This window comes from Crinalium epipsammum PCC 9333, assembly GCF_000317495.1.
Lineage (GTDB): Bacteria > Cyanobacteriota > Cyanobacteriia > Cyanobacteriales > PCC-9333 > Crinalium > Crinalium epipsammum.
Genome location: NC_019753.1, coordinates 452,637 through 478,324, shown reverse-complemented (window position 1 = coordinate 478,324; position 25,688 = coordinate 452,637). Strand labels below are relative to the sequence as shown.

General features: G+C 39.8%; 32 protein-coding genes. 15 read left to right on the top strand and 17 right to left on the bottom strand.

What is annotated here, in order from left to right:
• Positions 1-94 precede the first annotated feature (94 nt).
• Positions 95-223 carry a hypothetical protein gene (locus tag CRI9333_RS27985; protein ID WP_269667504.1) on the top strand — a complete coding sequence of 43 codons (129 nt, stop codon included), beginning with the start codon at positions 95-97 and terminating at the stop codon, positions 221-223.
• A 163-nt stretch (positions 224-386) separates the two neighbouring features.
• Here CRI9333_RS27985 and CRI9333_RS01940 read toward each other — a convergent pair whose 3' ends face one another.
• The 3 genes from CRI9333_RS01940 to CRI9333_RS26420 form a co-directional block, all read right to left on the bottom strand.
• Positions 387-698 carry a hypothetical protein gene (locus tag CRI9333_RS01940; RefSeq protein WP_015201517.1) on the bottom strand — a complete coding sequence of 104 codons (312 nt, stop codon included), beginning with the start codon at positions 696-698 and terminating at the stop codon, positions 387-389.
• Between the two features lie 231 nt (positions 699-929).
• Complete coding sequence (locus tag CRI9333_RS01935; protein ID WP_015201516.1) at positions 930-1,316, bottom strand: hypothetical protein; 387 nt, start codon at positions 1,314-1,316, stop codon at positions 930-932.
• A 61-nt stretch (positions 1,317-1,377) separates the two neighbouring features.
• Complete coding sequence (locus tag CRI9333_RS26420) at positions 1,378-1,578, bottom strand: hypothetical protein (protein ID WP_157462229.1); 201 nt, start codon at positions 1,576-1,578, stop codon at positions 1,378-1,380.
• A gap of 425 nt (positions 1,579-2,003) precedes the next feature.
• Between CRI9333_RS26420 and CRI9333_RS01930 the strand changes: the two genes are divergently transcribed.
• The 4 genes from CRI9333_RS01930 (at position 2,004) to CRI9333_RS01915 (ending at position 5,852) form a co-directional block, all read left to right on the top strand.
• The gene (locus CRI9333_RS01930) at positions 2,004-3,233 is read left to right on the top strand and encodes a ParM/StbA family protein (protein ID WP_015201515.1); all 1,230 of its coding nucleotides are present in this window, start codon (positions 2,004-2,006) and stop codon (positions 3,231-3,233) included.
• Complete coding sequence (locus CRI9333_RS01925; protein ID WP_015201514.1) at positions 3,233-3,691, top strand: hypothetical protein; 459 nt, start codon at positions 3,233-3,235, stop codon at positions 3,689-3,691. Before CRI9333_RS01930 ends, CRI9333_RS01925 begins: the two co-directional genes overlap by 1 nt.
• A 137-nt stretch (positions 3,692-3,828) precedes the next feature.
• On the top strand, positions 3,829-5,076 hold the full coding sequence (locus CRI9333_RS27540; RefSeq protein ID WP_015201513.1) for a hypothetical protein: 1,248 nt from the start codon (positions 3,829-3,831) through the stop codon (positions 5,074-5,076).
• Positions 5,073-5,852 (top strand): DUF6753 family protein, encoded by a 780-nt coding sequence (locus CRI9333_RS01915; RefSeq protein WP_015201512.1) that lies wholly within the window; start codon positions 5,073-5,075, stop codon positions 5,850-5,852. The genes CRI9333_RS27540 and CRI9333_RS01915 overlap by 4 nt, the downstream gene beginning before the upstream one ends.
• 52 nt (positions 5,853-5,904) lie before the next feature.
• Here the strand turns inward: CRI9333_RS01915 and CRI9333_RS01910 are convergent, their stop codons facing one another.
• From CRI9333_RS01910 to CRI9333_RS01890, 5 genes are all read right to left on the bottom strand, one after another.
• Positions 5,905-6,303 carry a hypothetical protein gene (locus tag CRI9333_RS01910; RefSeq protein WP_015201511.1) on the bottom strand — a complete coding sequence of 133 codons (399 nt, stop codon included), beginning with the start codon at positions 6,301-6,303 and terminating at the stop codon, positions 5,905-5,907.
• Between the two features lie 110 nt (positions 6,304-6,413).
• On the bottom strand, positions 6,414-6,656 hold the full coding sequence (locus CRI9333_RS01905; protein WP_015201510.1) for a hypothetical protein: 243 nt from the start codon (positions 6,654-6,656) through the stop codon (positions 6,414-6,416).
• A gap of 63 nt (positions 6,657-6,719) precedes the next feature.
• The gene (locus CRI9333_RS01900; protein WP_015201509.1) at positions 6,720-7,706 is read right to left on the bottom strand and encodes a ParB/RepB/Spo0J family partition protein; all 987 of its coding nucleotides are present in this window, start codon (positions 7,704-7,706) and stop codon (positions 6,720-6,722) included.
• Positions 7,707-8,468 carry a ParA family protein gene (locus CRI9333_RS01895; RefSeq protein WP_015201508.1) on the bottom strand — a complete coding sequence of 254 codons (762 nt, stop codon included), beginning with the start codon at positions 8,466-8,468 and terminating at the stop codon, positions 7,707-7,709.
• A 373-nt stretch (positions 8,469-8,841) separates the two neighbouring features.
• Positions 8,842-9,342 carry an SLOG family protein gene (locus CRI9333_RS01890; protein ID WP_015201507.1) on the bottom strand — a complete coding sequence of 167 codons (501 nt, stop codon included), beginning with the start codon at positions 9,340-9,342 and terminating at the stop codon, positions 8,842-8,844.
• Between the two features lie 127 nt (positions 9,343-9,469).
• Between CRI9333_RS01890 and CRI9333_RS01885 the strand changes: the two genes are divergently transcribed.
• Positions 9,470-11,479 (top strand): hypothetical protein, encoded by a 2,010-nt coding sequence (locus tag CRI9333_RS01885; RefSeq protein ID WP_015201506.1) that lies wholly within the window; start codon positions 9,470-9,472, stop codon positions 11,477-11,479.
• Here the strand turns inward: CRI9333_RS01885 and CRI9333_RS01880 are convergent, their stop codons facing one another.
• The 6 genes from CRI9333_RS01880 to CRI9333_RS28665 form a co-directional block, all read right to left on the bottom strand.
• The gene (locus tag CRI9333_RS01880) at positions 11,480-11,809 is read right to left on the bottom strand and encodes a hypothetical protein (protein WP_015201505.1); all 330 of its coding nucleotides are present in this window, start codon (positions 11,807-11,809) and stop codon (positions 11,480-11,482) included. It abuts the gene before it with no gap.
• A gap of 120 nt (positions 11,810-11,929) precedes the next feature.
• Complete coding sequence (locus tag CRI9333_RS01875) at positions 11,930-12,229, bottom strand: hypothetical protein (protein ID WP_015201504.1); 300 nt, start codon at positions 12,227-12,229, stop codon at positions 11,930-11,932.
• Positions 12,230-12,381: 152 nt separating this feature from the next.
• The gene (locus tag CRI9333_RS01870) at positions 12,382-12,699 is read right to left on the bottom strand and encodes a hypothetical protein (protein WP_015201503.1); all 318 of its coding nucleotides are present in this window, start codon (positions 12,697-12,699) and stop codon (positions 12,382-12,384) included.
• A 235-nt stretch (positions 12,700-12,934) separates the two neighbouring features.
• Complete coding sequence (locus CRI9333_RS27190) at positions 12,935-13,402, bottom strand: hypothetical protein (protein ID WP_015201502.1); 468 nt, start codon at positions 13,400-13,402, stop codon at positions 12,935-12,937.
• A gap of 425 nt (positions 13,403-13,827) precedes the next feature.
• Positions 13,828-14,511 carry a hypothetical protein gene (locus CRI9333_RS01860; protein WP_015201501.1) on the bottom strand — a complete coding sequence of 228 codons (684 nt, stop codon included), beginning with the start codon at positions 14,509-14,511 and terminating at the stop codon, positions 13,828-13,830.
• Between the two features lie 302 nt (positions 14,512-14,813).
• Positions 14,814-15,101: a hypothetical protein gene (locus CRI9333_RS28665; protein ID WP_041225837.1), complete on the bottom strand. Its 288-nt coding sequence runs from the start codon at positions 15,099-15,101 to the stop codon at positions 14,814-14,816.
• A gap of 209 nt (positions 15,102-15,310) precedes the next feature.
• Between CRI9333_RS28665 and CRI9333_RS01850 the strand changes: the two genes are divergently transcribed.
• From CRI9333_RS01850 to leuA, 4 genes are all read left to right on the top strand, one after another.
• Positions 15,311-15,796: a VOC family protein gene (locus CRI9333_RS01850; RefSeq protein ID WP_015201500.1), complete on the top strand. Its 486-nt coding sequence runs from the start codon at positions 15,311-15,313 to the stop codon at positions 15,794-15,796.
• A gap of 702 nt (positions 15,797-16,498) precedes the next feature.
• On the top strand, positions 16,499-16,720 hold the full coding sequence (locus tag CRI9333_RS01845; RefSeq protein WP_015201499.1) for a hypothetical protein: 222 nt from the start codon (positions 16,499-16,501) through the stop codon (positions 16,718-16,720).
• A 48-nt stretch (positions 16,721-16,768) separates the two neighbouring features.
• Entirely contained in the window at positions 16,769-18,346 is a 1,578-nt protein-coding gene (locus CRI9333_RS01840) for an ATP-binding protein (RefSeq protein ID WP_015201498.1), read from the top strand.
• A 1,081-nt stretch (positions 18,347-19,427) separates the two neighbouring features.
• Positions 19,428-21,074, top strand: a complete 1,647-nt coding sequence (gene leuA, locus CRI9333_RS01830) for a 2-isopropylmalate synthase (RefSeq protein WP_015201496.1) — start codon at positions 19,428-19,430, stop codon at positions 21,072-21,074.
• A 162-nt stretch (positions 21,075-21,236) separates the two neighbouring features.
• Here leuA and CRI9333_RS01825 read toward each other — a convergent pair whose 3' ends face one another.
• Positions 21,237-21,563, bottom strand: coding sequence for a hypothetical protein (locus tag CRI9333_RS01825; protein WP_015201495.1), 327 nt, complete (start codon positions 21,561-21,563; stop codon positions 21,237-21,239).
• 306 nt (positions 21,564-21,869) lie between these two features.
• Here CRI9333_RS01825 and CRI9333_RS26415 point away from each other — a divergent pair, with 306 nt between their 5' ends.
• The 5 genes from CRI9333_RS26415 to CRI9333_RS01800 all read left to right on the top strand — a co-directional run bounded on the left by CRI9333_RS26415 (position 21,870) and on the right by CRI9333_RS01800 (position 23,754).
• On the top strand, positions 21,870-22,022 hold the full coding sequence (locus tag CRI9333_RS26415; protein ID WP_157462227.1) for a hypothetical protein: 153 nt from the start codon (positions 21,870-21,872) through the stop codon (positions 22,020-22,022).
• Positions 22,023-22,143: 121 nt separating this feature from the next.
• Positions 22,144-22,431, top strand: coding sequence for a hypothetical protein (locus CRI9333_RS01815; RefSeq protein ID WP_015201493.1), 288 nt, complete (start codon positions 22,144-22,146; stop codon positions 22,429-22,431).
• A 12-nt stretch (positions 22,432-22,443) separates the two neighbouring features.
• On the top strand, positions 22,444-22,659 hold the full coding sequence (locus tag CRI9333_RS01810; RefSeq protein WP_015201492.1) for a hypothetical protein: 216 nt from the start codon (positions 22,444-22,446) through the stop codon (positions 22,657-22,659).
• A 245-nt stretch (positions 22,660-22,904) separates the two neighbouring features.
• On the top strand, positions 22,905-23,348 hold the full coding sequence (locus CRI9333_RS26045) for a hypothetical protein (protein ID WP_041225836.1): 444 nt from the start codon (positions 22,905-22,907) through the stop codon (positions 23,346-23,348).
• A gap of 166 nt (positions 23,349-23,514) precedes the next feature.
• Positions 23,515-23,754, top strand: a complete 240-nt coding sequence (locus CRI9333_RS01800) for a hypothetical protein (protein ID WP_015201491.1) — start codon at positions 23,515-23,517, stop codon at positions 23,752-23,754.
• A 95-nt stretch (positions 23,755-23,849) separates the two neighbouring features.
• On the opposite strand, the gene CRI9333_RS01795 is transcribed toward CRI9333_RS01800, so the two are convergent.
• Complete coding sequence (locus tag CRI9333_RS01795; RefSeq protein WP_269667523.1) at positions 23,850-25,205, bottom strand: DNA polymerase; 1,356 nt, start codon at positions 25,203-25,205, stop codon at positions 23,850-23,852.
• Complete coding sequence (locus CRI9333_RS27535; RefSeq protein WP_269667503.1) at positions 25,100-25,630, bottom strand: hypothetical protein; 531 nt, start codon at positions 25,628-25,630, stop codon at positions 25,100-25,102. Before CRI9333_RS27535 ends, CRI9333_RS01795 begins: the two co-directional genes overlap by 106 nt.
• Between the last annotated feature and the right edge of the window lie 58 nt (positions 25,631-25,688).

Genomic DNA, 25,688 nt, shown 5'->3' with positions numbered 1-25,688 from the left:
TAAATAAATTTACTTGTTACAGATTTTTCAATTTGTTATAGCAACCTAGAGATTGATGAATATTTGTATTGCTTACTGTTGATTCATAACTATTGTGGTTGTTAGCGATCGTTACAGTGCGATAGCTGGCGCTGACTTGTCAGTTCGCGTAGCCCGTCGTAGACATCGCCTAGTGTGCTTGATGTGCGCTATGCGCGTAGGCGTTGGCGGAGCCTGCCGTTAGGCATAGCCAGCCATAGGCATCGCACAATATAGTGTGATCGCGTAGGCATTGCCAGTCGTAGGCATTGCAGTTATCGCACGTCCCGCAGACGCAAACAGGTTCAAAAGTGGAAAACTGCTCTACGTTCCAAAGGTTGGTAAAGCAGTTTTCTATCAGCTATCAGCTATGGTTCTAGTGGCTGATCTTGAACCCGTTCCTTCACTTCGTTGCACCTGGGGACTTCTTGCGGGGAAGAATTAAATTTGTTGAATTTGTCTATCGCAACTTTGCCAGATGGACTTACCTCAAACTCCTCGATGAATGTGTAAACTGCTGCTTTTTGCTCCTCACTAAGCTTTGTGTTAATGCCTATATCTGGAAAACCAGCATTATTACCAATCCGCCAAAGTTTATTCTCAATTAAGTTGGGTTCGCCCTGCTGTGCAGTCAGTTTCTTGAGCAAATGGATTTGTTGGGCAATATAAGCGTCGTTCATCTAAGATCGGCTCCTTCAATTGAGTTTGTTGTCGTCGCCAGTCCTTGGTAGTTTTTAACCTTTAGGGTTGACATTTATTGGTTATCAGTTATTGGGTTTGTTGTTGCGAACAATACGCCTCAATCGGAATGCGGTAGCATTCTATATAACTGTTACTACAAGCAAATTGTAGAGTTAATTAAGTGGTAGATAGTAGTTAATTTGATGCAGTTTATTGAGTAATTTTGTTAGTTAATCCGCTTGATTGTTTGGTCTAAGTAGCTCCTCAATATGGAGTTCGGCTTGGTGTAATTTTTGGGTACAAGTTTCTAATTCTGACTTGAGTTTGAAATTTTCTTGAGTTAGTTGTCGGTTTTCAATGGCTATATTTGTGAAACATTCTAATCGTTCTTTAGAGGTATATTTTAACTCATCATACTGTCTGGTAATAATATTTAGGGCTTTTTGAGCTTCATTTAACTCTTTGACTCTAGCTTCATAGCGTGGTAAAACTTTGGCTTTTAGTTTGGCTTTAATGTCGGAATAATTCTTTTTTATAATAAAGGGATTATAGATAGCACGTAAAGTTTGTGATTTATATTTTAAAATTATTATTTCTTCAGGGCTGATACTTTTCATTACTTTGTACCTACTCTGCTAAAATTATTTTAGTTGCTACATTTCTTATTTATATAGTTAACTATTTCTTGGTAGATACAGCCATTAGATATATTTTCAGAGGCACTTGTACAACTTCTACTGCAAAAATATCCTTACTTCGGAGTGCGTTAGCGAAGCTTTCCGAAGGAATCGCATCCAATGTATTATATTCGTCACACAAAAAGTAGTATTTAGTAAGAGTGCTAGTAGCGCCCTTCCGTGTAGTATAAATGTGTGACACAGGTTGAAAACTCGGCTAAAACCTGGAAAATGAGGTAATATTCTCTGTGTACAAAATGTCAGCAAGAGGGTATTCCTTGCTTTTTCAGGGTATCCTCGTCGTGTCAAGGTTGGTTGAGGGTAGATAACTGTTGGGTTTAGCCGAGTGGACAATTATTGGACAATTACTGGACATTCACTGTCCACTCGGTAGTTCAGTATTCTAGATAGAATGGTAATTTCTTGTAGTATTTAGAAACAGCAAAGTGAGTAATTGTCCAATGGTTGTCCACTTTGAGTCCATTTTTAGTCCAGTAATTGTCCAATGGTTGTCCACTTAAAACCTAGAGATTTTATGCTCGTAATAAGCCTCACTTTGGGAAGATTGCGGTTAAAGCTTAAGGAGCGAGAATTGGTAAAAATGGGTCAGGACGGAGAAAGTATTAAGTGAAAATAACAATTGGAATTGATCCAGGCGCATCACTTACGAAAGTTATAGCAGAGGTGGAAGGGGTAAAAGAGTCTTATTTAGTAACAATGACACCGCAAATATCAAAAGTGTCAAGAGCAACTTTAGAAAACTATAGATCGGGTAAAGGACAATTAGGTAGTCCAAGACCAGAAGATGAAGCTTATGTTGAGTGGGAAAATAATATTTACTTAGTAGGTTCTTTCGCTCGTGATTTTTCTGGTGATGCAGGACTAGGTGAATTGAAGTATGAAAGAGCAATTTATAAGACCTCCGCAGTGGTAGGCGTGATTATTGATAAAGTCAATTCTAGTTCTGCTAATTCAACTAAACGGAATGTCAATAATATAACGTTGGAACTGATAGTATTATTGCCTTGGACTGAGTACGAAGATCGAGATACTTTAAAAGATGAGTTAACTAAAATCTTGGCTGATTATAGTTTTCGAGGTCAGCCGTTAAAGGTGAAATTGACTAATTTCCTGTGCCGACCAGAAGGAAGTGGTTTGGCAATGGTACGAGTTAAGCAGAAAGGAATGGATTGGTTTCGCGATCGCACATTAGCTGTATTAATGTTTGGGCATAGGAATGTGACGGCTTTGCAGTTTAGCGGTGGTCGAATGGTGTCAGGTGAAAGTCCAGAATTAGGCTTTATGAAATTGGAGAGTAAAGCATTAGAACGTACCAGTGGTCAAAAGCCATTTGAGTTATCTGGGGCAATCTTTCAGGCAGATTATGTTAATACGAATCGTGATAAGGGTTCGCCTCCAATAAAACTAGAAAATAATCCTGTAATTCAAGGTTTAGCTAGAAGTAAAAAACCTGAGTTACGTGCAGGGGAGGTTTTAAAGATTGCTAATGCGATTACTAGCTCCCGCGCAGAATATTGGGCTGAGTTAGAGCAATGGTTGGATAGATGTTTGCCTAATAGACTGGATGAAGTGATTATTTGTGGTGGTGCAGGAATTTATTTAAAGCCTGAATTAAATAAGTATTTTGGAGTGCGTGAAAGGTCTACCTTGCCTGGAGTGGCACAGCCATTTGATAGACCAAAAGTTCCTATTTGTTGGGGGGCTGATCTGACATCTGTTGTTGAAACAGCGTTTGAAAGTTTGACTAAAAAGCGTCACCAAGAAGAAGCGTTAGCGTTCCGGTTAATTGATATTTTTGGCTTATTTGAACATTTTAGAAGTAAAGCAGCAGTGTAATGAGCGATAACAATGATAAAGAGCATATTGATTTTAGATTGAGACTACGACTATTAGCTAACACTCATGAAGGTGTAGTGTTATCGTATTTAAGTTCTCAAGGTTCACGAGCATCTAAAGATTTGATTTTACAGTTTTTGCGAATGTGTGTTTTACCATTAGCACATAAACAAAAAGGTGATTTATCCGATGAGGAATTAAAGATAATAGCTTTAGAATCTTGTGATGCTTTAGAGAATCGTGCTAGGTATATTCGTACCTTGTTTGGTTTAGAAAAACCGACTCAGCAAACACAGCACGTTGTAATCAACAATGGTCAACTCTCTGCACAAGCACAACCATTATCTGCGCCGGAACCTGAACCGGAACCGGAACCTGAACAGCCACCAAAAAGGGAATCAAGAATTAAAGGGGTAGGTACTTATGAGGAGGCTGAGAGTCTCTTTGGGGATATGTAACGCTAGTTAATGTTCTTACGTTAGGTAGAAGCTTTTTTGTGTTGATTCAAGTAAATCTTTTCTATGCTCTAATAGAGATTTTTTTCTTACTGCTGTTGGTAGTTCTCTTTTCCCAATGGATTTTTGAGAGGAATTTTATGCCAAAACCTAAAAGCACTGGAACTGGAATTAGAAAAAGGAACCAGCAGGTTAGCCAGAGCGCGACTGCTAATAAAACCGAGGATGATAGCAGTGGTTTTCATTCATTTAATCAAGATGAGCCTACTGACTTAAAAGGGGGTGAAGTAGAGGGTGAGTCTACTGATTTAACGGAGGATAAAACTGAAAATTTAATAGAGGATGAGTCTACTAATTTAACTTCAGGGGTAGTAGATCTTCGTGTAGTAGAGGATGAGCCTACTAATAAAACAGAAGATTTGACAGAAGCTTTGACAGAGCAAGAAGTAGTAGCTATGGAGGTAACAGATCTTGAGGTAATAGAGCAAGATGTAATAGAGCAAGGAGAAATCTTGAACGACGGTAGTGATGTTGAAGTTAAAGTTCGTGAAAATGAGGAGACTAAGCTCGTGGAAAATGCAGTAATGGTTCAACAACAGCAGACTGAGTTGCATTCTTCTGAGTTGGGTCAGGTGGATGAAGCTAAGTTCTCAGAGGGTGAATTGGAGACTGGACTTCATTTTACAGATGGTGAAAAAGGTGGCGTTGGTAAAAGCCTGTTTTGTCGGGTGCTGCTTGAATATTGTAATACTAGGGGTTATAAAGATCGCATCCAATTTGTAGAATCAGATTTGTCCAATCCTGACGTTGGTAGAATTTATTTTACTGATGAAAACGGAGGGAAAAATTATATTGAAGCTGAGTTTACCAATGAAGAGAAGAAACGCTCTAGTGCTGACAAAATTTTTGAGTTAGCTACAGAAAAAACCGTAATTGTCAATCTGCCTTCAAATATATATTCTTCAGTTACAGATTGGTTCGATCGCAATCATATAGCTACTTTAGCCAAAGATCAGAATATCAAGATTTACAAATGGTTTATTTGTAATGGCGGTCATTCTAGCATTGATAAGTTTAAGGAATCTGCTAACGATGAAAAGCTTAAAGACATTACGCACATTTTTGTTCGTAATCAAGTCATTTTTGACGATTGGACAATCATAGAGAAAGATAAAGATCTGGCTGAAATACTGGCTCGTGAAAAGGTTTTTCAGATGGATTTCCCCCAGTTTAGTTTTGAGGAAAGAAATAGAGTTGATGCTGGTCAACTAACGTTTTCTAAAGCTTTGGCTGATGGTTCAGGTTTTGGCATCTTAAGTAAGCAGCGAATTAAAAATTTCTTGAATGCTACCTACGCAGAGTTAGATCGGTTGAACTTCTTGCCATGACAGGGAAATCTGAAGAATTGGATGAGTTTTCTGAGCAACTGATCGACTATGCCTTAGAGAATCAGTCAGACGAGTTTAAATCAAAAGTTTTAGCGATCGCATACAAAGCTAAAGTTCAACCAGACGATCCGTTGTTCTTAGTCTTATTGGCTACCGGACAACTGGAATTGATGTTGAAACGCGCTCCTAATTCAATTGAACTAAAATTTAATAATAGTTTGATTGCACTACAAGATAAATTAGCTGCTTACGAAAAGGCTGCTGTTATGTCACAAACGGCTGCTATATCACAAGCTGTGACTTCTTTAGTGCATAAATCAGCAGTCGTACAGCGAGAGGTTCAGTCCTCACAACCACTTGAGGAATTTTATGATGTTGCTGAAAAGCCTAGCCGTCGTGGATTTGATTTAGGTAGCTTACTCAAAGCTGTTCCCAGTGGCTTATTCTTTTTGTGCGCTGTAGGTATAGGTTATCTACTGGGTTTAACTGTTCCCACGTACCTTCAAGGTGGGTACGCTGGAACAGTTAAACTAACTCAGAAACAGTTTGAGGCATTAAAGTGGGCTGAGAGTAAGGATGGACAATATGCCAAAGATTTTATGAAGTGGAACGCCTCTCTTCTTGAAGGCAACCCTGGAAATCGTGATTGCGAGCAAGAAGCTAAACGTATGGGCGTTACCCTTGAGATTCAAGGCAGGAAGGCATCTAATGGTTTCTGTGTACTTTGGACGCAGCCATCTAAAAATCGTAAATTTGTTCAAGCAAAGACTAAATAATAAACCAATAAAAATTAACCACTAGCAACTAATAATTGCTAGTGGTTGTTTTTTATCCTGCAACTACTGTTACTTTGTAGTTGCAGTTTTCTAATATTGTTTTTACGCCTTGCCATTGGTTATCAAGGCTGAGGGGAATATATAGAGTTGGGTACTCTCTTAATTCACCGCTGACCCTTAAGACAGAGTAGCCTCCAAAGTTTAGTTGTTTAATCGCTTTCTCATTGATTTTTCCGATTAGAGCTTTTGACCTTGAGACTGTTAAGATCACCTCGTCTGTGTCTTCCTCTGCTTCGACAGTTACGAAATCTTCTTGCCACCAACTTTTAGATTTGGTGGTGGTGTCAGTTTCAGTTTCAGAGCCAGCTTTGATAACTTTGATAATTTCTAATGCGCTCATAACTACTGCATCCTTGGTCGATGTTCGCCATTGACGCAGCGTTAGCTGCATTATTTAGCAGTAGTAATTTTATGAACAGTTATGATTTTTACCATAAGTTGGTGGATTCGCCACATTACGCCGACAAAAGTTGCCACCTTATGGGTAAAGTCATAATCACTTTAGCTTTGGTTATCAGTTAAACTTAGTCTGGAAATTTCTAATGTTGCCCATTGCCTAGCTACAATTCCTTCTATGGCTGCACGAGTGATTAGCTCTTTGCTAGAGAATTTCGCAGAGTCGCCGTTAATAAGTACGAATTTGTTAGGGGCGATCTCCTGATAGTTTTCTTTTAACCAATTTAATAAAGCTTTGGTGTTTTTGCAGTCGTATTCTCTGAACGTCCCCATTGAAATTGATTTCATCTATTGTTGAAATTTGGTTAGTGATTTTTATAGCAGTCAGCGTTAGCTGGCTGTTTCTCCTGTTTATTCTTCGTTGAGTAAAGATTCCATATCATCTAAAATTTTTTGAAGCTGATCTTGTTTGTTTTTATCCTTCCAGACTTTAGATTTTTTAAGAGCATTATAGACCTTGTTCATCTCGCTTTTGAGACTTTCAGGTTTGTCTTTTTTATCAGGTTTTTCTCCATTCTCATCTGTCTCTTCATCCTCATTTTCGGCATCTGGATCAGTTTCAGATTCCGTGGCTTTTTTAATTTCAGCGACTCTTTTTTTAATTTCTTTGAGGGATAATCCTTCAGCGATCGCAAGTTCTAGTAATTCAACGCGAGCTTCAGGATCTTTGATTTGTGCGATCGCTCTGGCTTTTGTGTATTCAATTTTCCCTTGTCGCAGAGCTTCTAGTATTTCTTCAGGTAGTTTAAGCAGTGGTAGTCTGTTAGTAGCAAATGACTCCCATCCCATACTGCTTAATTCATCGAACGCCTTAACGATTGTTTCTGCCTCTGGTTGAAGGATAACGTTATCCTTCTTTCTGGCAACATCATTTTTCATGCTGTAAAGCAGCTTGGTTACTGCATCAGTAGAAGATGATAATTGTATAGCTAATAGTTCTAAAGTTGCTTCAGTTTCTTCGATGGGATTAAGATCTTCTCGTTGTAAATTTTCAACTAAAGCTATTTTGAAAGCTTGCTCCTCTGTTAATTCGCGAATAACAACTGGAATTTCTTTTAATCCAACTGTTTTTGCTCCTCGATAACGTCTTTCCCCAGCTACTAATTCGTACCTATCTTCTCCTATAGGACGGACTAAAATTGGTTGGAGAACTCCGTTAATCTTTATTGAGTCAACTAATGACTGCATTGAGCGATCGTCAAAATATCTTCGCGGCTGTTTAGCGGGCAAGGATATGGCTTCAAGCGGAATAAAGTTCTTGGGAGTATCTTCGTCATCCCCAAATAAAACGCTTAAATTTGCTTTGGCTTTATAAGGTTGTTCGCTTTTGTTTACCATTTAATTTAGTTCCTCCATTTTTGCCGCTAATTGATCTAATATTTTTACCGCCGAACTTTTGGGATCATAAACAGCTAGTGGTACTTGTTTTTCTGAAGCATCGGCAAAAGCTGTTAAGCGTGGGACAGGATCGAAAACACTACTAACCGCAGAAAATTGTTCTTGAATTGCTTTAAGAGTACGCTGATCTTGAGAATTAGTAGCCGCGTATCGAGATGGAACAAATCCGGCTATTTGCAAGGAACGGTTGCCCTTCTTTTTGACCCTGGCAACAGTTTGAAGTAGAAGATTGGTTCCTTCAAAAGCTTTGTAGTGAGTTTCGATAGGGACTAAGACATGAGTGGCAGCTATGAGACTGATATAGCTTAATAGACCTAAGCTCGGCGGACAATCAATCAGGATAAAGTCATAGCTGTCTTTTATGGGCGCGATCGCATCTTTTAGGCGAATTTCCCGAAAGTCCATATTAACTAATTGAAGTTCAGCAGCACTCAAGTTAATGTTTGTTGGGGCAATATCCATACCATGAATATTTGTATGAATAGATAGTGGCTCCTCATTGACAATGGCATCAAAGAGGGTTTTTTCCAAAGTATGCGAGTCAACCCCCATAAACAGCGTTAGAGATGCTTGAGGGTCTATATCTATCAGCATTACTTTGTTGCCTCTTCTAGAAAGCTGGTATCCCAGGTTGAGCGTAATAGTAGTTTTACCCACGCCGCCCGCTTGATTAAATAATGCGATGACTTTCGCTTGAGCCATAAACTCACCTTTTTACAAAAAATTCTGTACTTGCACTGTATATCGAATACGAGTTCATTAGAACAGTTCTAAATATTTAATTATTTTATAGAAATATTCTGTACCCCCCTGGTCTGTCAACCTTTGCAGATTTAGGGCGTGAATCATGTTGCCCTTGCTGTCTTGGTATTACAGCACCGCATTTGGGTTGAGGTAACTGTGGGGATTCGGTTAACTTGAAGCTTTAGACTCATCGCGGTTGAATAGAATTAAGCTGGAAGCAGGAGAAGGATTGAGATCTTATAGCTAATATGCTTGGTTATTGATGTTACTCTATTTGAAAAAATCAACCCATAAGTTAAGGTTGATGGGTTGGTGCGATTGCGCTTTACGTCTATCTGTTTGTCCAATCAGACCAGACATTAACGATATCTAGTTTTTTCTTTTTGGCGTATTTTACGGTGTGGGCTGTTCCTCCACTTGCGCCGCCATCCCAAAGAGCTAAAATAATTTTGGAATTATCAACTATGTATTCATCGCGGAGCAACATTTTTTCCCCCGAATAACCACCTTGGGAAACGATAACAATTTCACCATTATTAGCAGAAATCTTCCTGAGAATTTTCTTATATCGGATCTGAGATTGTTCGGGCCATTGTAACTCTTGCCCCTCAAACGGTACTGCTGCAACAACAGGAATTTCTAGATGTAGTGCAGCAATGGCTATCGCACAATCCCATCCGAGTGCCATCCCCGTGATGACTTGGCAGGGTTCTAGTTTTCTCAAGTGAATGAGCGCCAATCGAGTCAATTGTTTTAGCACTTCATCTGAATAGCACACATTAGCTGGTGCTAGTTTTTGAGGACGATGACCCGTAACACCGACAATTTTCATAATTTGTTCGTAAACTCTTTACAGGGATCGCGGCGATAGCTGCTGTTTTCTCACTTTATATATATGCAAAAAATTTGATTGCTTGTTATATTGCTATTGCGTTTTTATAGTGCCTGGTTAGAGTTAGATGGAAAGGCTAGGTTCTGGCTACATAGCAAGGGCTAAAGAAATTGGAATTGATTTTTATCCTAAAATAGCAGCCGATAAATCTTTAGTAGGTGAAACCCAAGATTTTTACCAGGGTTTGTTAGCTGGTTTTCATGGTGCGATGCGATTAATGAAGGTGCTACCAGATAGAGAAACTTTTGATGCACTTAATTCCCTAGAAATCAAACTAGCTACACTAATTAATGTTGACGCGGGGAATGACCAAATAGCTTCTTCTTCTCAACCTAGAATTGATTCTGTTATGCCTGATTTATCACGTTTGGATAAAAATGTGATTGAGCAGTTGAAACAGGATAGTAATAATATTAGCTTTAATCATCTGATTGAAAATTTGGTTGTTAGCGGGGAAACTCAAGATTTCTACCAGGGCTGTCTTACCGCTGTAAATTTTTCTAAGGATATCTGCCATGAAAAACTAGCTTTTGTAGCTATTGGACTAATGGGGATCAATCTAGCTGGTTATGTTGAACTAGAAAAAGAATTTACCCCCTTGCCCCCCTTGGAACATTTAACAGCTGAGGAATATCTCAAAAATATTTCTAAATACTCAACAGAGTCGGTAGACTCTGGGTTTGTTAGGTATGAGTCATCAGCAGGTGCGGGTGTTATCGCTCGTTTTTCTGATTGGGATGTGCTAGATGGCGGCGACAGCTTACCGTTTACGGTTTATTCCTATAGTGAAGCTGATCCTACTTCCGAGTTAAATTTGATCGAGCATCTTTTAATACCAGACGCGGCAACTGATTTTATGGATCGCGTGCAGCACCTGGGGGGCAAGGTTGATGATGTGCAATTTTTTACATCAGATCGTCGCAAGAAAAAGCTGTATGCAACACTTGAATCTGTTGAAACGGAAGCTGCGGGTTTAGGGGATGAATTTGAAATACTTCGTAGACAACAAATTGCGACTAATGAAGCTCGGATATTAGAAGAGGAAAGTGAGAATGAAATTTCACGTGCAGAGATGAGTAAGTTAGCAGGGTTGGACGATGAGGGGTTTGAGGCAGAAGATATTGATTTGGTAGAGGAGGAGGAAGGTGAGGAAGAGATTGACTGGGCAGCCCTGAACGATCTTGATGCTGAGGTTTTGCTCGAACAAGAGTTTGAGAAAAGCGAGCTTGTTAAAAGGATGCAGAACTTGCTAGTTGAATCGTTGTTGCAAGATATTAGCTATTCGTTGTCACCGGAAGATTTTCCGTATAAATTCGACGTAGTTCCCGATTGGATGATTTTTCTAGAGGATGATGAAATTAAGGTACTGGACAGTACTGACGATCATAATGTTTTTAACATGACATTTGAGGGAGAAATTATTGGCACTTTGTCGTATCCTGATGCACTTGAGTTAAATACTCAGTTAGAGCGACTAGAACAGTTAAATCAGGTAGACGATGAGCAGGAGCAAGAGGTCGATCCTTATGACGTGCAAGCTCTCTTAGAGGAGGATGATTCTGATATCAATTCTGATATCAAGGTTGATAGCAGTTCTGATTCTGAAGATGATAATGTAGGGGCTGTCAAGAATGAGTCTACGATAACTGAGGAAATTATTGTTACTCCGACCGATCGGGATCTATATGAAGAGTTTGAGGAAATTATTGTAGATGATGTAGATGACATCGCTGAAGAGCAAAAGGTTTTTGCCGAACAAATTTTGCCGATCGCAGCTAAATTTCAGTTAAGCCCAGAGGATGTTGAAGGCATTCTTTCTGGTCATGAGGTGCGTTCGCGTGTCTACGAATATGAATTAGTTTCTAGAAAGCAACAAGGTGTCTCATTGCACTTGGTAGTAGAACCAGATGGTCGTGGAGAACTTATTGAAGTCGATCGTAATGGTGAGATAATTAGTGCCAAAAACTTAACTCAACAAGATGTTGAGCGTTGGCAAGCAATAAATGAACAGTTAGAAACTGAACTGAGGGAACAATCTCAACAGCGTAATAGTGATAAATCTGACGCTGAATTATAGTTATTTCTCCTCAACTCCTGATTCTAAAATTTCTGGTTTTGGTTCAATTTCCTTAATCTTTTTGCTAGTTTTCGTTCCTGGTAGTATACCTGTAACACTTCCTGTAATGGCTAGCAAGCCTGTTATTACTGTTAGCGGTACGCGAACTTTTTTTCCAGCTTCCTGTCCTTTTAGATAACCTTGCTGATAAGAGTTTTTTGAGCTAGTATCGGATGTACTATTGATATTAAGAAAAAGACTAATTCCAATTAATCCTATTATCCAAAAAATAACAAACCATAAGATAGCAAAGCTGGTTTTTCTTAACCCTATGAGTGCCATTCGTATCATAATTTTATGAACGTTAATTATAATTTTTAATTCTATATTAGTTTTTTGTTGTAGGTTTTTAACTATTTAAATCGTAAAAAAAACCAATTACCCAAACATTACTGCTTGGGTAACAAATCTCTATTTTATGGTTCGTGCTTGCGCTTGTTCTATATGTTGTTTTTTTCTTTTGGCTATTTTTTCCATAGTATCTAATCCGAATAAATGCTCAATAGTTTTTACCAGTTCATCTAATATTAGATCGCCGTAATCCCTATTAAACTGTTGATTGAATTCTCGCCAACTAAACTTTTCCCCATTGTAATGAGCTTGGCGGCTCAATTCCCTTCCGCACTCTTCGCGCAAGACTGATAATGCCAACAAGCGTAGTTTTTCGTTATATGGTAAGCAGAGTGTCAAAGCATTTGTGTACTGTGTCATTTTCTTGCCCTTAACTATTAATAATTGTCACTTTTAATACTGCGGTAGCAGTTCTTAATTTTTGATACTTTATTTTATTTTTTATCGTGTTTTTTTATTATTTAAATAGTAAAATAATGATACCCAAACATCGGTGTTTGGGTATCATTATTTTACGCAACTTGGAATTTCTTTGCTTTAGTTTCGTATTGTTCTTTATGCAGTTTTCTACGGCTGCGAATTTCTTCAAGATTGTTCATTCCGTAGTATTGCTTTGCTAATTCTAACAATTCTACTACGCTACAATCACCATAATCTGCCTGGAAATTTTCGTTAAATCCTTTCCAATCAAATTTCGAGTCTTTATCGTTATAATAGGCTTTCTTACTCAATTCTCTGCCACATTCTTCGCGCAATGTGGTCAATACCATAAGTCTAACTTTTTCTTCGTAACTTATGGTTTCGCTTAAAGCATTTTTGTACTGTGTCATGATATTTTCCTCAATTACTAACAATTTTCAACTTTCACTTTCACTACTGCGATAGCAGTTCTAACTCTTATCAAGTTGATATTTAAACTTAATTAAAATTAGAACTCAAAATCGCTTCAGCGATAGCTGCATTAGTACCAAAATTTTCATTAAAAATTTATTTTTTTGGGTAAATTATTCTTATTTCGATAAAAACAATAACCTCACTTCGGAGTGAGGTTATTGCTTTTTAGCTCTAAATTAGATCGTCAATATCATCAATCAATTCGTCTTCGATATCGCTATCGTCATTGCTGACAGTTGCGTTCCCAAACTTATTTTTTGACATTTCAGTCCGACGCTTTTTATGTTCAACGCGACGTTCACGAACTTCATCCAATGATTTCAGACCGAAGAATTTCGCCGCCAATTTGAGTAATTCGCGTAACTCACAATCGCCGTAGTCTGCGCGGAATTGGGCATTGTATTTTGACCAATCAAATTCCTCACCAGCATGACGTGCTTTTCTTGAGAATTCGTAGGCAGATTCCTGTCTGAGAACCTCCATCACCATCAATCTTACCTTTTCAGAATATGGTAAACAGAGTTCCAAGCACTTTTTACGTTCAACAACTTTAGTTTTAACAACTTCAGCTTGAGGAACTTCAACAGTTTCAACAGTTTCAACTTGAGTAGCAGTTGTTTCAGATCTTTTCTTAGCCATGATGTTTTACTCCAATTAATTAACTATTTTCACTTTTACTACTGCGATAGCAGTTTCTAATTAATTATCAAGTAATGTTTTTTACTTAATAACTAATTTTCATTTTTATTACTGCGATAGCAGTTCTTAATCAATCATTAAATAATGTTTTTACTTAATAACTAATTTTCATTTTCACTACTGCGATAGCTGTCTTAATTTAATTATTAATTGTTAGTTAATATAATTTTTACTATAATGTGGCGCATGAAGATTTATAAAGAATTGCTAAATGTTTCGATATGATATAATGACAACTTGTTAATTAAGTTTTACTTGTGCGATAGCGAGTTAAGAGTTTGTAGATTGTAGATTGCTATTTCCTAAAAAAAGAAATAACCTTACCCATTTAATGGCAAGGCTAAATCAATTATTTAATAGTTAGTTTATTCATCGTCGTCATCTAGATCATCGTCGTCTGAGTCCAAGGTATCCTCATCATCTAGATCCAAATCGATCTCTTCCAACGCTTCATCGTCGGTTTCAGGCTTTTGGCGGCTATTAAATGACTCCTGATTGTAGGCAATCAGATCTTTAATTGCTTCCTCAGCTTCTTCGCTAATCCCGTCGAATAATCGTGCTATTGCTAGTGCGATCGTTTCTGCTGAATACTTGAGTTTGACCTCTGTTTTGCTCAGATCACCAAATAGAGCGGGGAAGATGCGGTTATTCCACAATTCCCAATTCATCTTGCCATTTTTCTTGGCAACCATTCGGGCGATCGCTCGCCCTAATTTATCTTTAGCTCCATAAGCCAGAGACTTTAACTGTTGTTCTTCCCTTGTGGGCAATAACACTTTAAAGTGTTTGTAGACAACGGAGCGTATTTGTTTGGCTAAAACTTGTGCTTCAGCCTTTACATCCACTTCGCCAGTGCTAGTTTTTGCAGGTTTAGCAGCAGTTTCGTCAGCTTTAGCCTTTTTGGTGTTTGCTGGTGCTGATTCTTCTGCTTCTGCCGCCGCAGCAAGAGCTTCTCTTTTCTTTCTTGCTGCAATTTTGGCTGCCCTTGCTTCTGCTTCATCAATTTCAGTTGCAGCAGCTTTAGCAGTTCCATTTTTTGAGGCTACCATCTTTTCTTTTCCTAAAAACAACTAATTGAACTCTTAAAAACAGCAGCGTTAGCTGCTAAAAAAAATTCAAAAATTTGGTTTTAATTATGAAATTGGAAGCATAAAGTGGCGGATTCGCTGTGACTTAAGGAAAAAGATTGCCATTTTTCAAGTAAAAATTTGCCGCCGTTTTAGGCTGGATTACCTATATTTTGATGTGAGCGTTTGCATAACTACACATTAGTACCAAGTATAATCTTGCCGAAAATTCTTTTTTCAGGCATAAGCGTGTCGAAAGTTAAAGCGTTGACTAGCTTGTGTGGTTAATTTTCCGTACAGTACAAGGCTATTTGAGTTAAATATTGAGAAATTTCAAGTACCTGCTTACCGCCATTGCTTGTAGTGCCAATACACTGCCCTTGTAGGGCGGTAAATATGACGGTAAGTCTTGCCAATTGCAGCCATTCTTCAGTTGATAGAAAATGCCATCCAAAAGCTCTCGCTGACTCCATTTTGTCGGTCTGGTTCGTTTCTTTTGAGGTAATATCGAGAGCGAGTAAGGGTTCAAGAATTTCCCATTCGGCGTTGCTCAGACTACTGGAGTAAGACATAGTTCTTGAATCAGAATTTCAATAAAAGATGTCAAATGGGTTCTATACAATAAGTCTATAACCGGATTTCATATGAGTCGTTATCCCACCTATATGAAGCACAGTGAAGCCGCGCTAGAATGGGCGGAAATGTCTTCCGAGCCAATACTCTTCGACTGAGCACATCGTTGATTCCGGTTTCGGGTGGCTCATCTTGATGGAGAAGTGATATGGAAAAGCCAGCAAAGAACACGATCTGCCTTTGGTACGATGGCACTGCCGAGGACGCGGCGCGGTTTTACGCAGAGACCTTTCCCGATTCGTCCGTGGATGCAGTACACCACGCACCGGGAGACTTTCCGTCGGGGAAGCAAGGGGACGTGTTGACCGTCGAGTTTACCGTGATGGGAATTCCCTGCCTCGGACTCAACGGCGGGCCTGCATTCAAGCACAATGAAGCGTTCTCGTTTCAGGTCGCAACCGTTGATCAAGCAGAAACGGATCGCTACTGGAACGCGATCGTCGGCAACGGTGGACAGGAAAGTGCGTGCGGCTGGTGCAGAGACAAATGGGGAGTGTCCTGGCAGATTACGCCTCTCGCCCTAACGAAAGCGGTCACCGATGCCGATCCTGCTGCCGCCAAGCGTGCGTTCGATGCGATGATGCAGATGAAAAAGATCGACATCGCTGCGATCGAGGCGGCGAGGCGCGGTTGAGCTTACAATCTTCGACGCGTGTATCTCGGAGGCACAAACACTCTGTCGTCTTGTGCAATAAAGTCTTCCAACTCAAATTCGCCGACTTCTTGCGCTTGGGCAACGGTGCTGAAGAATTGCCCGACTCGTGATCCAGCTATCAACTGTTGACGGTTTGCAAAAAGGACGAAATATTGTTCTCACGTACACCGCTGATCGCGTGAAGAGTGGCGATCGCGTCAATTAATTCTCTGGTTATGCACTGTTGGATTATAGGTTATCTGAAAGTGAAATGCAGTAATCAGTTGCAATATAACAGTAAATAAAGATTCAACAAGTACGGTACTTTTTACGATTGCACTACGCATTTTTGTGCTTTGCTGTAGAAGTTTAATTAAAACAACGTGCTATCGCACATTAATACTGGGTAAAATCTTACTCATTCAGTTGTCTTACTGTAAAACTGAGAGGCAGCCCTTGTTAAAATAATTTCATGTGGGTACATTACTTAATCCTCATCATTTACCACCATTTTTTTTGTTCAATCTTGATAACCTAGCTCTTGTCTAACTTGGCGTAAAGCTATTATTTTGGGTTGTTGACGCAAAGAACTTGGAGATTTTATAGATTTTCCAACATTCAGAATGGTTGGGTTTTTCCCCTTTTGAGTGTTACCTAAACGTTAAAATAATTTTTAATCCTTAAATATTTAAAGTTGAAATTATGAGTTTTTCTGATTATCTTGAGGAAACCGAAGGATATTTTGGTTGGAACCAGAAGGAAGATTATAATTCCTGGTGTACGAGAATGCGCTATTTTAAAGAAGAATTTCGCTCAACTCAATCAGATAGCATCAGTGGCAGAGTTAGAGAAAGTAATAATCAATCTCCAGCCCTGTACGGAGAACGGCAAGGAGCGCGTAAAATTATCAATAAAGAAATTTAACCATAATTTATATCAACGAAAAAACTTAGTAAACAAGGAAGTATTGTTGTGCAAAAAGGTTTAAATAAAGATTGGGCATTGTGGATTGCTTTGAAAGATCAGATCGCGGCTTTGGAATATCAATTATGCGATCGCACTGAAATCCTAACTCAGTTTTGCGTCTGGGGAGAACTTGAGGAGTTACCAGTTTATTACTGGAACCCTGGCTATCGCTCGTTGCAACAAGTAAGCTGTTCAAATGGTAAATGTAAGCTCCAACCAACTGATATTACTGCGGGTTCGCATGATATTTTGCTGACTCTAAGTGAGAGTAGTAACGAAGGTATTTACCTATTGGAAGGCGTTTTAGATTTTGATGTGGAGAAAGGACAACTATCATCTGTGCGATCGCATGAGTTAACTAATGCTTTCTATTGTGCAGTTGAACGGCAGTATTGGGTGTTGCTCGACGGCTATATTGAGATTCCCACAGAATTACAACCTTTAATTCCACTTTTTTCTAAGCCATTACCAACCCGGAAAGAAGCGGAGTCGATTGTTTTTGAGATTTGCGATCGCTCAGTCCCCAATTTAGATCCAGAACAAAGATCTGCTTTGGTGCGGGCTTGTTTAGGATTACCTACTGGTGAAATCAAGCTAATTTTAAATCGGTTTGTAGCACTATCACCGAGCCTTGATGAATTAGTACAGTTGGTTTTGCAACACAAGATGGGCAAGTTACGGGGGCGCGGGTTGGACTACATTTCGGAGCCGGATGTCCAGGGCGCTGCGGGATTAGATTTACTGAATTTGGAAATTGATAAGTTAAAAGCACTGCTAGATCCGGCTGCATTACAGCATGGGTTGAGTTTCCCCAAGGGCTGGTGTTTATGGGGGCCACCTGGTACTGGTAAATCACTAAGTGCCAAATTAACTGCAAGCTCGTTAGGGCTACCATTGATTGCTAGCGATTGGGGTGCGCTTTTAGGCAGTCCTCAACCAGATCGAGCTTTACGGGATTTGTTGGAGATTGTTGAATCTTTAGCTCCAGTAATTTTTTACTTTGATGATTTTGACAAAGGATTTGCGGGTTGGGATTCTGATTCAGGTGGGGGCGTAATTCGACGTATCTCTGGTAAGTTTCTAACCTGGCTGCAAGAACACACTTCCCCTGTTTTCATGTTGGCGACAGTCAACCGTCTTAATAATTTACCACCAGAATTAATTAGAAGATTTAGCGAGATTTTCTTTGTAGATATGCCTAAAAATGGGGGTATCTACGATATTTTTAATCTGCACTTAAGAAAATACTTCCCACAATTCCGTTCTTCAAATTCACCTTTTACAGACGATCAGTGGCGAATATTAATTAGGGATTATAACCTTTGTACTCCAGTAGAAATTGCTAATGCTGTGAAAAAAGCTGCTCAAGAAGTGTTTGTGCGTAATCAGCGCGAAGGTGATCCAGATACAGAGCTAAGAGTTACTTTGAACGATTTGAGATATCAGCGATCGCTCTTTACTCCAGCAATGGTGCGAGACGAGGATCAAATTTATGCAATTCGTAACAAGGCTCCGTATGCTAGACCAGCTTCAGGCAATGATAAATCACGATTTGCTGCATCAGGCGCGGAATTGTTTTCTTAGTTTTTGGGTGGTAAATTTCTCACATTAGATGTTGTTAATTTGCAAAGCTTATTAAATTAGATGTTTTTCGCCTCTACTGAGGCATTTATCAACTAACGTTTTATCTGGTGTTGTATGTTTAAGTCCCATTAATACTCAAAATTTACAATTTTTCAAATATCCATACCACAGCTTTTTTTTTTCGGCATAAGTCCCAATTGGCGGATCGCTTATCCGACTGTCACATTCAAGGTCAAATCGCTCATACCCCAGACTTGAAAGAACTGACGGAATAACACTTCACTGGCCGCTGCCATATCCCCCTCTGGGCCAATGAGACCACCTTGGAGCAACCTCCCGCCTTCGGTTTCCAAATCCAATCGCAATTCGCCATTATCGCCCTTGTGAAGAATCAGGCGACCCTTTGCTAGGACTTGCCCCGCACGACTACGAATTTCACACCGCATTACTTAAATTGCCCCTGCTTTACATGATCATAGCAGTTCTACAAAAAAAGCCGAATCAATGACCCAGCTAGTTGCTTAATCGCGATGTAGAGATTGACACCTCTACAGTATAGGGGTAAGATATCGCTAGTTCATTGTCTTCATCTCATGCTTACACAGCAGCAATCTCTACATCTATCCACTAGCCAACTACTAGGGCTAGGGCTGCTGCTGCGCCTTGCACGCAAATAATTTTTTCCTCAACTAAATTTTTCGATTTAAACGCTAAAGCCTGTTAGTGCAGGTCATTCGATTTGGGATTTTCGATTGAGACTCGCGTATTAATTCGGGGGCTTGAATCCCTCGGTTTTTGGTCAATCAATTTTCGATTGACCCTCCTCTGAAGAAAGCCAGACTTTAGCTTGCTCTGTGTGACGACTCGTGATCAGATTCATTAGCCATTTTTTGGAGATTCATATGCGACTGCATAAAGTGCTGGAGATGTTACTGCGACTATTAGTGGGTTGTCAGAATTGGTCTGCGTGGCAACCTGGCAACTCCTCCTCTCCTTTGATTGCGATTCCGCCCTTGGCGGAGCCGCTGCACGGCATCGCCACAACATCTCACAAACACCGAAAACATAGGAAATATCGATCGTGTTGAAGAATCCTACAACCAAATATCATCCATTTGCACCCATCAACTTACCCGACCGCACCTGGCCATCTTCTACTATTACCCATCCCCCCATCTGGCTCAGTACCGATCTACGCGATGGCAACCAGGCGCTGATTGAGCCGATGCACGTTCAACGCAAGTTACGTCTGTTTAAGCTTTTAGTTGATATTGGGTTTACTGAAATCGAAGTGGCATTTCCCTCCGCTTCACAAACTGACTTTGATTTCGTTCGCCACCTAATTGAGCATCACTTAATACCGGATCACGTCACGATTCAGGTTTTAACGCCTGCCCGCGATCGCCTAATTCGTCGCACCTTTGAAGCCTTGCAAGGAGCAAAACGGGCGATTGTACATCTTTATAACGCTACCTCTCCAGTCTTTCGGCGCACCGTCTTTGGTAAGGATCGCCTTGGCACTATCGAGATGGCAGCGTCCTCAGCACAACTGATGAACGAACTTGCCGCAGAACAACCACAGACTGATTGGTATTTCCAATATTCCCCGGAAACCTTCACAGCGACTGAACTAGATTTTGCTAAAGATATTTGCGATGCAGTTTTGGATGTGTGGCAACCCACACCACAGCACAAAGCGATTATCAACCTACCCGCAACAGTAGAAGTTGCAACCCCTAATGTATTCGCAGATCAAGTAGAGTGGATGCATCGTAATATAGCACGACGGGATAGTGTAATTTTGAGCGTTCATCCCCATAACGATCGCGGTTGTGGCATTGCCGCAGCGGAACTGGCGCAGATGGCAGGCGCAGATCGAGTAGAGGGTTGCTTATTTGGCAATGGCGAACGTACCGGGAATGTGGATTTGGTGACGCTGGCGCTGAACCTCTACACCCAAGGCATTCATCCTGGTTTGGACTTTTCGGACATTAATCTAGTGGCGAGTACGGTGGAGGACTGTACGCAACTGCCGATTCATCCCCGCCATCCCTATGTGGGAGAGTTGGTATTCACTGCCTTCTCTGGTTCCCACCAAGATGCAATCAAGAAAGGCTTGGCAGTGCAGAAATTAGATAGCACCTGGGAAGTTCCTTATCTGCCACTCGATCCAGCAGATGTGGGACGCACTTTTGAGTCCGTGATTCGGGTAAATAGCCAGTCCGGTAAGGGGGGTATTGCCTTCTTGCTAGAACGGGACTACGGTTTGGTGTTGCCGCGACGGTTGCAGATCGAGTTTGGTCAAGTAGTGCAACAAGCAATGGATGCTTGTGGTCAAGAAATGTCTGCAACCGATCTATGGAAACTATTTGAGATTGAATATTTACAAGCTGTGTCGCCGTTGAAGTACCTCTCTCACCAGTTGTCAGAAACAGAGAAGGGGGAACAGGCGATCGCACTAACGCTCTTAATGAATGGGCAACCTGTAGCGCTTACCGGACAGGGCAATGGCCCGATTGATGCGTTTCTAACAGCCCTGAATGCTGGCATTCGCATCCATCATTACGAGGAACACTCACTTAGTCAGGGGAGCAACGCTTCTGCGATCGCTTATGTTGAGGTAGCTAGCGATACTTTCCCAGGGTCAATACACGGGGTTGGCATCCATTGCAATATCGTGACCGCCTCTTTTCTAGCAGTTCTTAGTGCGGTTAATCGCGGGACTTAGGCATTTTCTAGCCCCTTTAGGGGCTGAAAGTCTCTCTGAGCAAGGAAAAGAGGTAGACCACAAAAAAATGTCTATTCTACCCTGATTTAACAAATTTAAGTGCGTTTGTGCTTTCGTTCCCAATTTATAAATTAGGGTATATTTGATTATAAACTGCTGTGGTTAAAACAGTTTGAGTTGATTAGTTGGTTTAGCTATTTCTTGAGGTTTATCTTCACCATCAAGCGTAACTACTTCAACATCAGCATAAGTTTCAACCCAGCACTTTGCACCGCAGGATAGCGGCTTATCGGGGCGGTAAATTACTTTAGCAATTTGATTGCCGTAGCTATCGCAAATGAAAGCTTCATGCCCGTAAATATTTAATTTTCCTTGCTTGACTGTTAAAACTGGACGATTACCACCATCTTTACCATTAGCTCGAATTTCGTACTGATTAACATGAATAACTTTTTTAGTTTTGCTGGTTGGAAGTCGGCGCTTAGACATTTTTGCGACCTACTAATTAATTGAATAAAACTTCAAATCAACTTGGCGATCGCCAAGTCGTTAGTCACATTAATTGTTCTTAACTGTTATAATTAAATCAATTAATTGGTTAACAATAATTATTTTATGATTAAAATTAACTTGTCTTACAGATTTCATCAACTTGATTCTTTAACAACTGATACCTGTAGAAAACTTAAGTATGCTTCACAAAAACTTTACAAACAAACAGTAGATTGTTTTCTGAAAATACTCTATTTTTATAGTCATTCTCGCAAACTTAGTGGTAATAAATTCAGGAAACTTGTGGCATATTTTAATTCCCAGGTTTGTGAATTAGATTCCCAATTGAAAAAGGCTTTTTCTAATGCTCCCATTACTCGTTTAGCAAGTCAATATCAAGATTTTGTTTTAGATTTGTCTGGTGGTATCCAGCTTGAGTTTAATTTTGGTATATAACGTCCAAAGGATGGTATTTGGCTGTAGTCAATAAACAATCAAGGCAAGATCAAATAGATGTGCATACGTTATTATTTTGGTGATTAAGTATTACTATTATTAATGCTAATGGCAGGTTTAAATGTCGGACGTTGATGCAGATGAAGAGTTGTATATTGATGCACATGAGGAAATCTGTCAAACTATTCAAGTATTTCTTGATGATAATGATTTAACTACTACCGAAGTTCTGGACAAATATTTATCAAGTTGCGGTTTTTATAATATAAAAAGGTGTTTAAAAAATGCAGAAAGAGATGGATTAATTTACCAACTGAAAGATGGCACATGGCATTTAACAATTAAAGGATTAGAGGAGTTTTGTTGTTCTCCTCTTTTTAGTATTCACGAACCAGTTAACCGTTATTAATAGGATAAAAAAATGGAAATACCAGAAATAGTTTGTCGTTGCCGTTTGGCTTGTGGCGCGGAAGCTGTAGCTTTCGGCTTGCCTGAATCAGCAGGGCTGGAAATATACGACGGGCAGGTTGCTGACGATTTAAATAATTGGGACGAACCGACTTTTGAGGTTTGGTGCAATGCAATTATTGATAAATATTCATCCGTCGCTAATCAACAAACTTTGTTACAACTCTAATCAGCGATTTCAAAAATAATGGGAGATTGGGGAAGAGCTATTAATTAAATAAGAGCAATTGTTTTTGTATTTAACACCGCTTGTAATAACAGATATTTTGTTATGTCTAATCCCTTTTTTCAGCTTTGATAGCAGGAGCCTCATTCCATAATATATGATTCTGTCACCTTCCAGAATTACGGGAAAAGCCTAATTACTACAGCCAGGAAAAATATCTACCAGAACTTAAGAAAGATGCTGTAATAGTGCAATGGTCTGGACAGCAGCTAGACTTTTCAAGAGTACCAGCAAATACTCTACAAGAGGTTTGTAAACGAGTTGATAAGGCATTTGAACGGTTTATTGCTGGCGATAAGTCCGGTAATCGAAGCGGTAGACCTCGCTTTAAGTCTGAGTCTCGGTTTCGTTCATTGGTAATCGAGGGTGCTGGATTAGAACTACATTCCTGTTCAATTGGTGGGAAGTATCTCTACATCAAAGTGCCTAAAATTGGACTACTTAAAATTCGTTCTCATCGTCACTTACCTGATGGTTCAATATTGAAGCAGTTGCAGTTCATCAAAAAGAATGATGGATGGTTTGTTAACTTCGGGATGAGTTCATCTTTACCGATTGTAGTATTCGTTCATATTGGGATGAAGTCGAAAATCTCTGGGTTGATAGGGATATTAACGCCGCTATCAACTTAAAGAGACTGGGGCTGAACGCACTCCCCAGTATAAAACGCCGGAAAGGTGGAATTGTAATAGTTGGTTCTATTACAAATTCTACTTCTAAGGAAGTTCTACGCATTCTTCGGGATGTCTGAGAAGCCTACTACTTACCTGCAAGGGAAGTGTGGGAGCGTTACTAGATATGTCCGTAGTTACTGAAAGGTTCCACCAGCTTGAGCAACGAGTAGCTGAGTTAGAGAAAAAGTTAGATCCAAGAAATGCGACTGACTTTGTTGACAACACAGAGGTAATACAGCAGCTTAATAGAGCATTAATAGATGACCATTGTGTTCATCCAAATACTGAGGCTATTGTTGAAAACAAAAGTCAAGGTGAAACTTCTGTACATGGTGCAGGTCGCACCCAATTGAAACTTTTTTAATCATTAATTAGGGCTGGTTTAATGAGCGCCCTAATTAATAATTATTGTTTGTAGTAAAGCAATTTATTCAATTTATTGTTTTTTGCCTGGTTAAATCAACCTGCCCACGTAGCACCAATTTTTACTTCCACTTCTACTGGAATTGGATGTAGTGCGATCGCAGCAGGTTCGATCATGTACCGCTTGAGAATTTCACTTGCCTGGGCAATGAAATTGTCAGGGCATTCCAGAACAACTTCGTCATGCACAATTCCAATTAGTAGAGCGCCAATTTCAGCGAGCGGTACATAAAGTTTCCCTAATGCTATTTTTAAGAAATCGGCATTAGTCCCCTGTACTGGATGATTAAATAACTCTGACAGGGGTGGTTGGGTTGCCCAACGTCGCCTACGCCCCATTATTGTGCGGATTGTGCGCCCTTGAGCATCGTAAACTGTGCGTTTGATCCCTTCATGCCATCGCTTTAATCCTGGGTAAGCTTGGAAGAATCGCTTTCTGAATTTTGTGGCTTCTCGTAATGTCATGATCACGCCGTACTCAGTTTCAGCGTAAATTTTGAGTTTGCTTTGACCCATGCCGTAAATTAACCCGAAGTTAATCGCTTTCGCTAATCGTCGGTCTTCTGCTGTAATCTCGCTGATTGGCTTACCAGTAATCAGGGAAGCTGTGAGCGTATGTAAATCTTCGCCATTTTTGTATGCTTCAATCATCCGGCTTTCACCAGAGATCTTGGCAACTATTCTTAGTTCAATCTGGGAGTAATCGGCACGGATAATTGTGTAGCCTGGTTGAGCAATAAAGCAGGAACGAATTGCTTTATCGCGGGGAATATTTTGCAGGTTAGGGTTGCGACAAGCAAATCTTCCAGAGCGAGTACCGCACTGTAAATAACTAGGGTGGATTCTCCCTGTAGTTGGATTGATGTGGGTTGGTAGCCCTTGCACATAGGTAGAAATTAGCTTGGAATATTTACGATATTCCAGCAAACTTTTGATGATCGGGTACTGGTTTTGCAGTGGAATTAATACTTTCTTACCAGTACTGGTGACAGGGATACCTAAAACTTTAAAGGCTTTTAGGACTTGAGATGGTGAGTCCAAGTTAACAGTATCAGCAGTTTCTGGAAATAATGAAAGTTGAATTCTTCTACCTGGATTCAGGGTTTTTAGTTCATTTAAATAAATTTGCTTTTTGGTACATAATTCTTGATTTAATATCGACATTTTTGTTGCATCTAACAGCATCCCATTCAATTCCATCCCAGCGACGGCGGATACTGCTTCAAACTCAATTTCAGCAATATTCATCAATCGTGCAGCTTTAAGCCTACGAGTTAAAATTGGGACTAAATCCAGCAATATAGCTGCATCATTAGCGGCATATTGTAGTTGCCTTGGGGTAAGGGTGGTTTGACTAAAGTTACTTCTCTGTTGGCTTTTATCAAGCTGTATTTTGAGCAGAGACAATGCCAAATTTTCGAGGCTGTGATTTTTTTTAATCCAGCCTTTAAGACTTTGCTTGCTAACATCGTGTCAAAGAATGGCCCACTTACATCAATTCCAGCTTGATTCAAAAACTTCAAATCAAACTTGGCATTATGAAATACTTTGGTAGCTTTGTTTGTAAAAAGTTGGTTGAGTGGTTTAAGTTCTAGTTTGGTAAAACAACTGACATTAATAACAACTACTGGATAATTTGGAATTGCTATTTGTATTAGTACCAGTTTATGAGTGTGTGGATCTAGCCCTGTTGTTTCCGTATCTATTCCTTGTATGTCACTTTTGAATAGTGGTGCGATCGCACTATTGAGCGAACTGGATTCTGTTACTAAAATATAGGGCTTTTTAATTGGGGTAACTGTATTTGTATTATTCATAAGTTGTGGTAATGGTTAGTTAATTTCTTAATTAACCAAACGCGATAGCGTATTTTTT

Excerpts from the sequence above, each read along its gene's own strand:
- CRI9333_RS01940 (WP_015201517.1), bottom strand. The coding sequence starts at position 698 with ATGAACGACGCTTATATTGCCCAACAAATCCATTTGCTCAAGAAACTG.
- CRI9333_RS01935 (WP_015201516.1), bottom strand. The coding sequence starts at position 1,316 with ATGAAAAGTATCAGCCCTGAAGAAATAATAATTTTAAAATATAAATCA.
- CRI9333_RS01925 (WP_015201514.1), top strand. The coding sequence starts at position 3,233 with ATGAGCGATAACAATGATAAAGAGCATATTGATTTTAGATTGAGACTA.
- CRI9333_RS27540 (WP_015201513.1), top strand. The coding sequence starts at position 3,829 with ATGCCAAAACCTAAAAGCACTGGAACTGGAATTAGAAAAAGGAACCAG.
- CRI9333_RS01915 (WP_015201512.1), top strand. The coding sequence starts at position 5,073 with ATGACAGGGAAATCTGAAGAATTGGATGAGTTTTCTGAGCAACTGATC.
- CRI9333_RS01910 (WP_015201511.1), bottom strand. The coding sequence starts at position 6,303 with ATGCAGCTAACGCTGCGTCAATGGCGAACATCGACCAAGGATGCAGTA.
- CRI9333_RS01905 (WP_015201510.1), bottom strand. The coding sequence starts at position 6,656 with ATGAAATCAATTTCAATGGGGACGTTCAGAGAATACGACTGCAAAAAC.
- CRI9333_RS01900 (WP_015201509.1), bottom strand. The coding sequence starts at position 7,706 with ATGGTAAACAAAAGCGAACAACCTTATAAAGCCAAAGCAAATTTAAGC.
- CRI9333_RS01895 (WP_015201508.1), bottom strand. The coding sequence starts at position 8,468 with ATGGCTCAAGCGAAAGTCATCGCATTATTTAATCAAGCGGGCGGCGTG.
- CRI9333_RS01890 (WP_015201507.1), bottom strand. The coding sequence starts at position 9,342 with ATGAAAATTGTCGGTGTTACGGGTCATCGTCCTCAAAAACTAGCACCA.
- CRI9333_RS01885 (WP_015201506.1), top strand. The coding sequence starts at position 9,470 with ATGGAAAGGCTAGGTTCTGGCTACATAGCAAGGGCTAAAGAAATTGGA.
- CRI9333_RS01880 (WP_015201505.1), bottom strand. The coding sequence starts at position 11,809 with ATGATACGAATGGCACTCATAGGGTTAAGAAAAACCAGCTTTGCTATC.
- CRI9333_RS01875 (WP_015201504.1), bottom strand. The coding sequence starts at position 12,229 with ATGACACAGTACACAAATGCTTTGACACTCTGCTTACCATATAACGAA.
- CRI9333_RS01870 (WP_015201503.1), bottom strand. The coding sequence starts at position 12,699 with ATGACACAGTACAAAAATGCTTTAAGCGAAACCATAAGTTACGAAGAA.
- CRI9333_RS27190 (WP_015201502.1), bottom strand. The coding sequence starts at position 13,402 with ATGGCTAAGAAAAGATCTGAAACAACTGCTACTCAAGTTGAAACTGTT.
- CRI9333_RS01860 (WP_015201501.1), bottom strand. The coding sequence starts at position 14,511 with ATGGTAGCCTCAAAAAATGGAACTGCTAAAGCTGCTGCAACTGAAATT.
- CRI9333_RS28665 (WP_041225837.1), bottom strand. The coding sequence starts at position 15,101 with ATGTCTTACTCCAGTAGTCTGAGCAACGCCGAATGGGAAATTCTTGAA.
- CRI9333_RS01850 (WP_015201500.1), top strand. The coding sequence starts at position 15,311 with ATGGAAAAGCCAGCAAAGAACACGATCTGCCTTTGGTACGATGGCACT.
- CRI9333_RS01845 (WP_015201499.1), top strand. The coding sequence starts at position 16,499 with ATGAGTTTTTCTGATTATCTTGAGGAAACCGAAGGATATTTTGGTTGG.
- CRI9333_RS01825 (WP_015201495.1), bottom strand. The coding sequence starts at position 21,563 with ATGTCTAAGCGCCGACTTCCAACCAGCAAAACTAAAAAAGTTATTCAT.
- CRI9333_RS01815 (WP_015201493.1), top strand. The coding sequence starts at position 22,144 with ATGTCGGACGTTGATGCAGATGAAGAGTTGTATATTGATGCACATGAG.
- CRI9333_RS01810 (WP_015201492.1), top strand. The coding sequence starts at position 22,444 with ATGGAAATACCAGAAATAGTTTGTCGTTGCCGTTTGGCTTGTGGCGCG.
- CRI9333_RS01800 (WP_015201491.1), top strand. The coding sequence starts at position 23,515 with ATGTCCGTAGTTACTGAAAGGTTCCACCAGCTTGAGCAACGAGTAGCT.
- CRI9333_RS27535 (WP_269667503.1), bottom strand. The coding sequence starts at position 25,630 with ATGAATAATACAAATACAGTTACCCCAATTAAAAAGCCCTATATTTTA.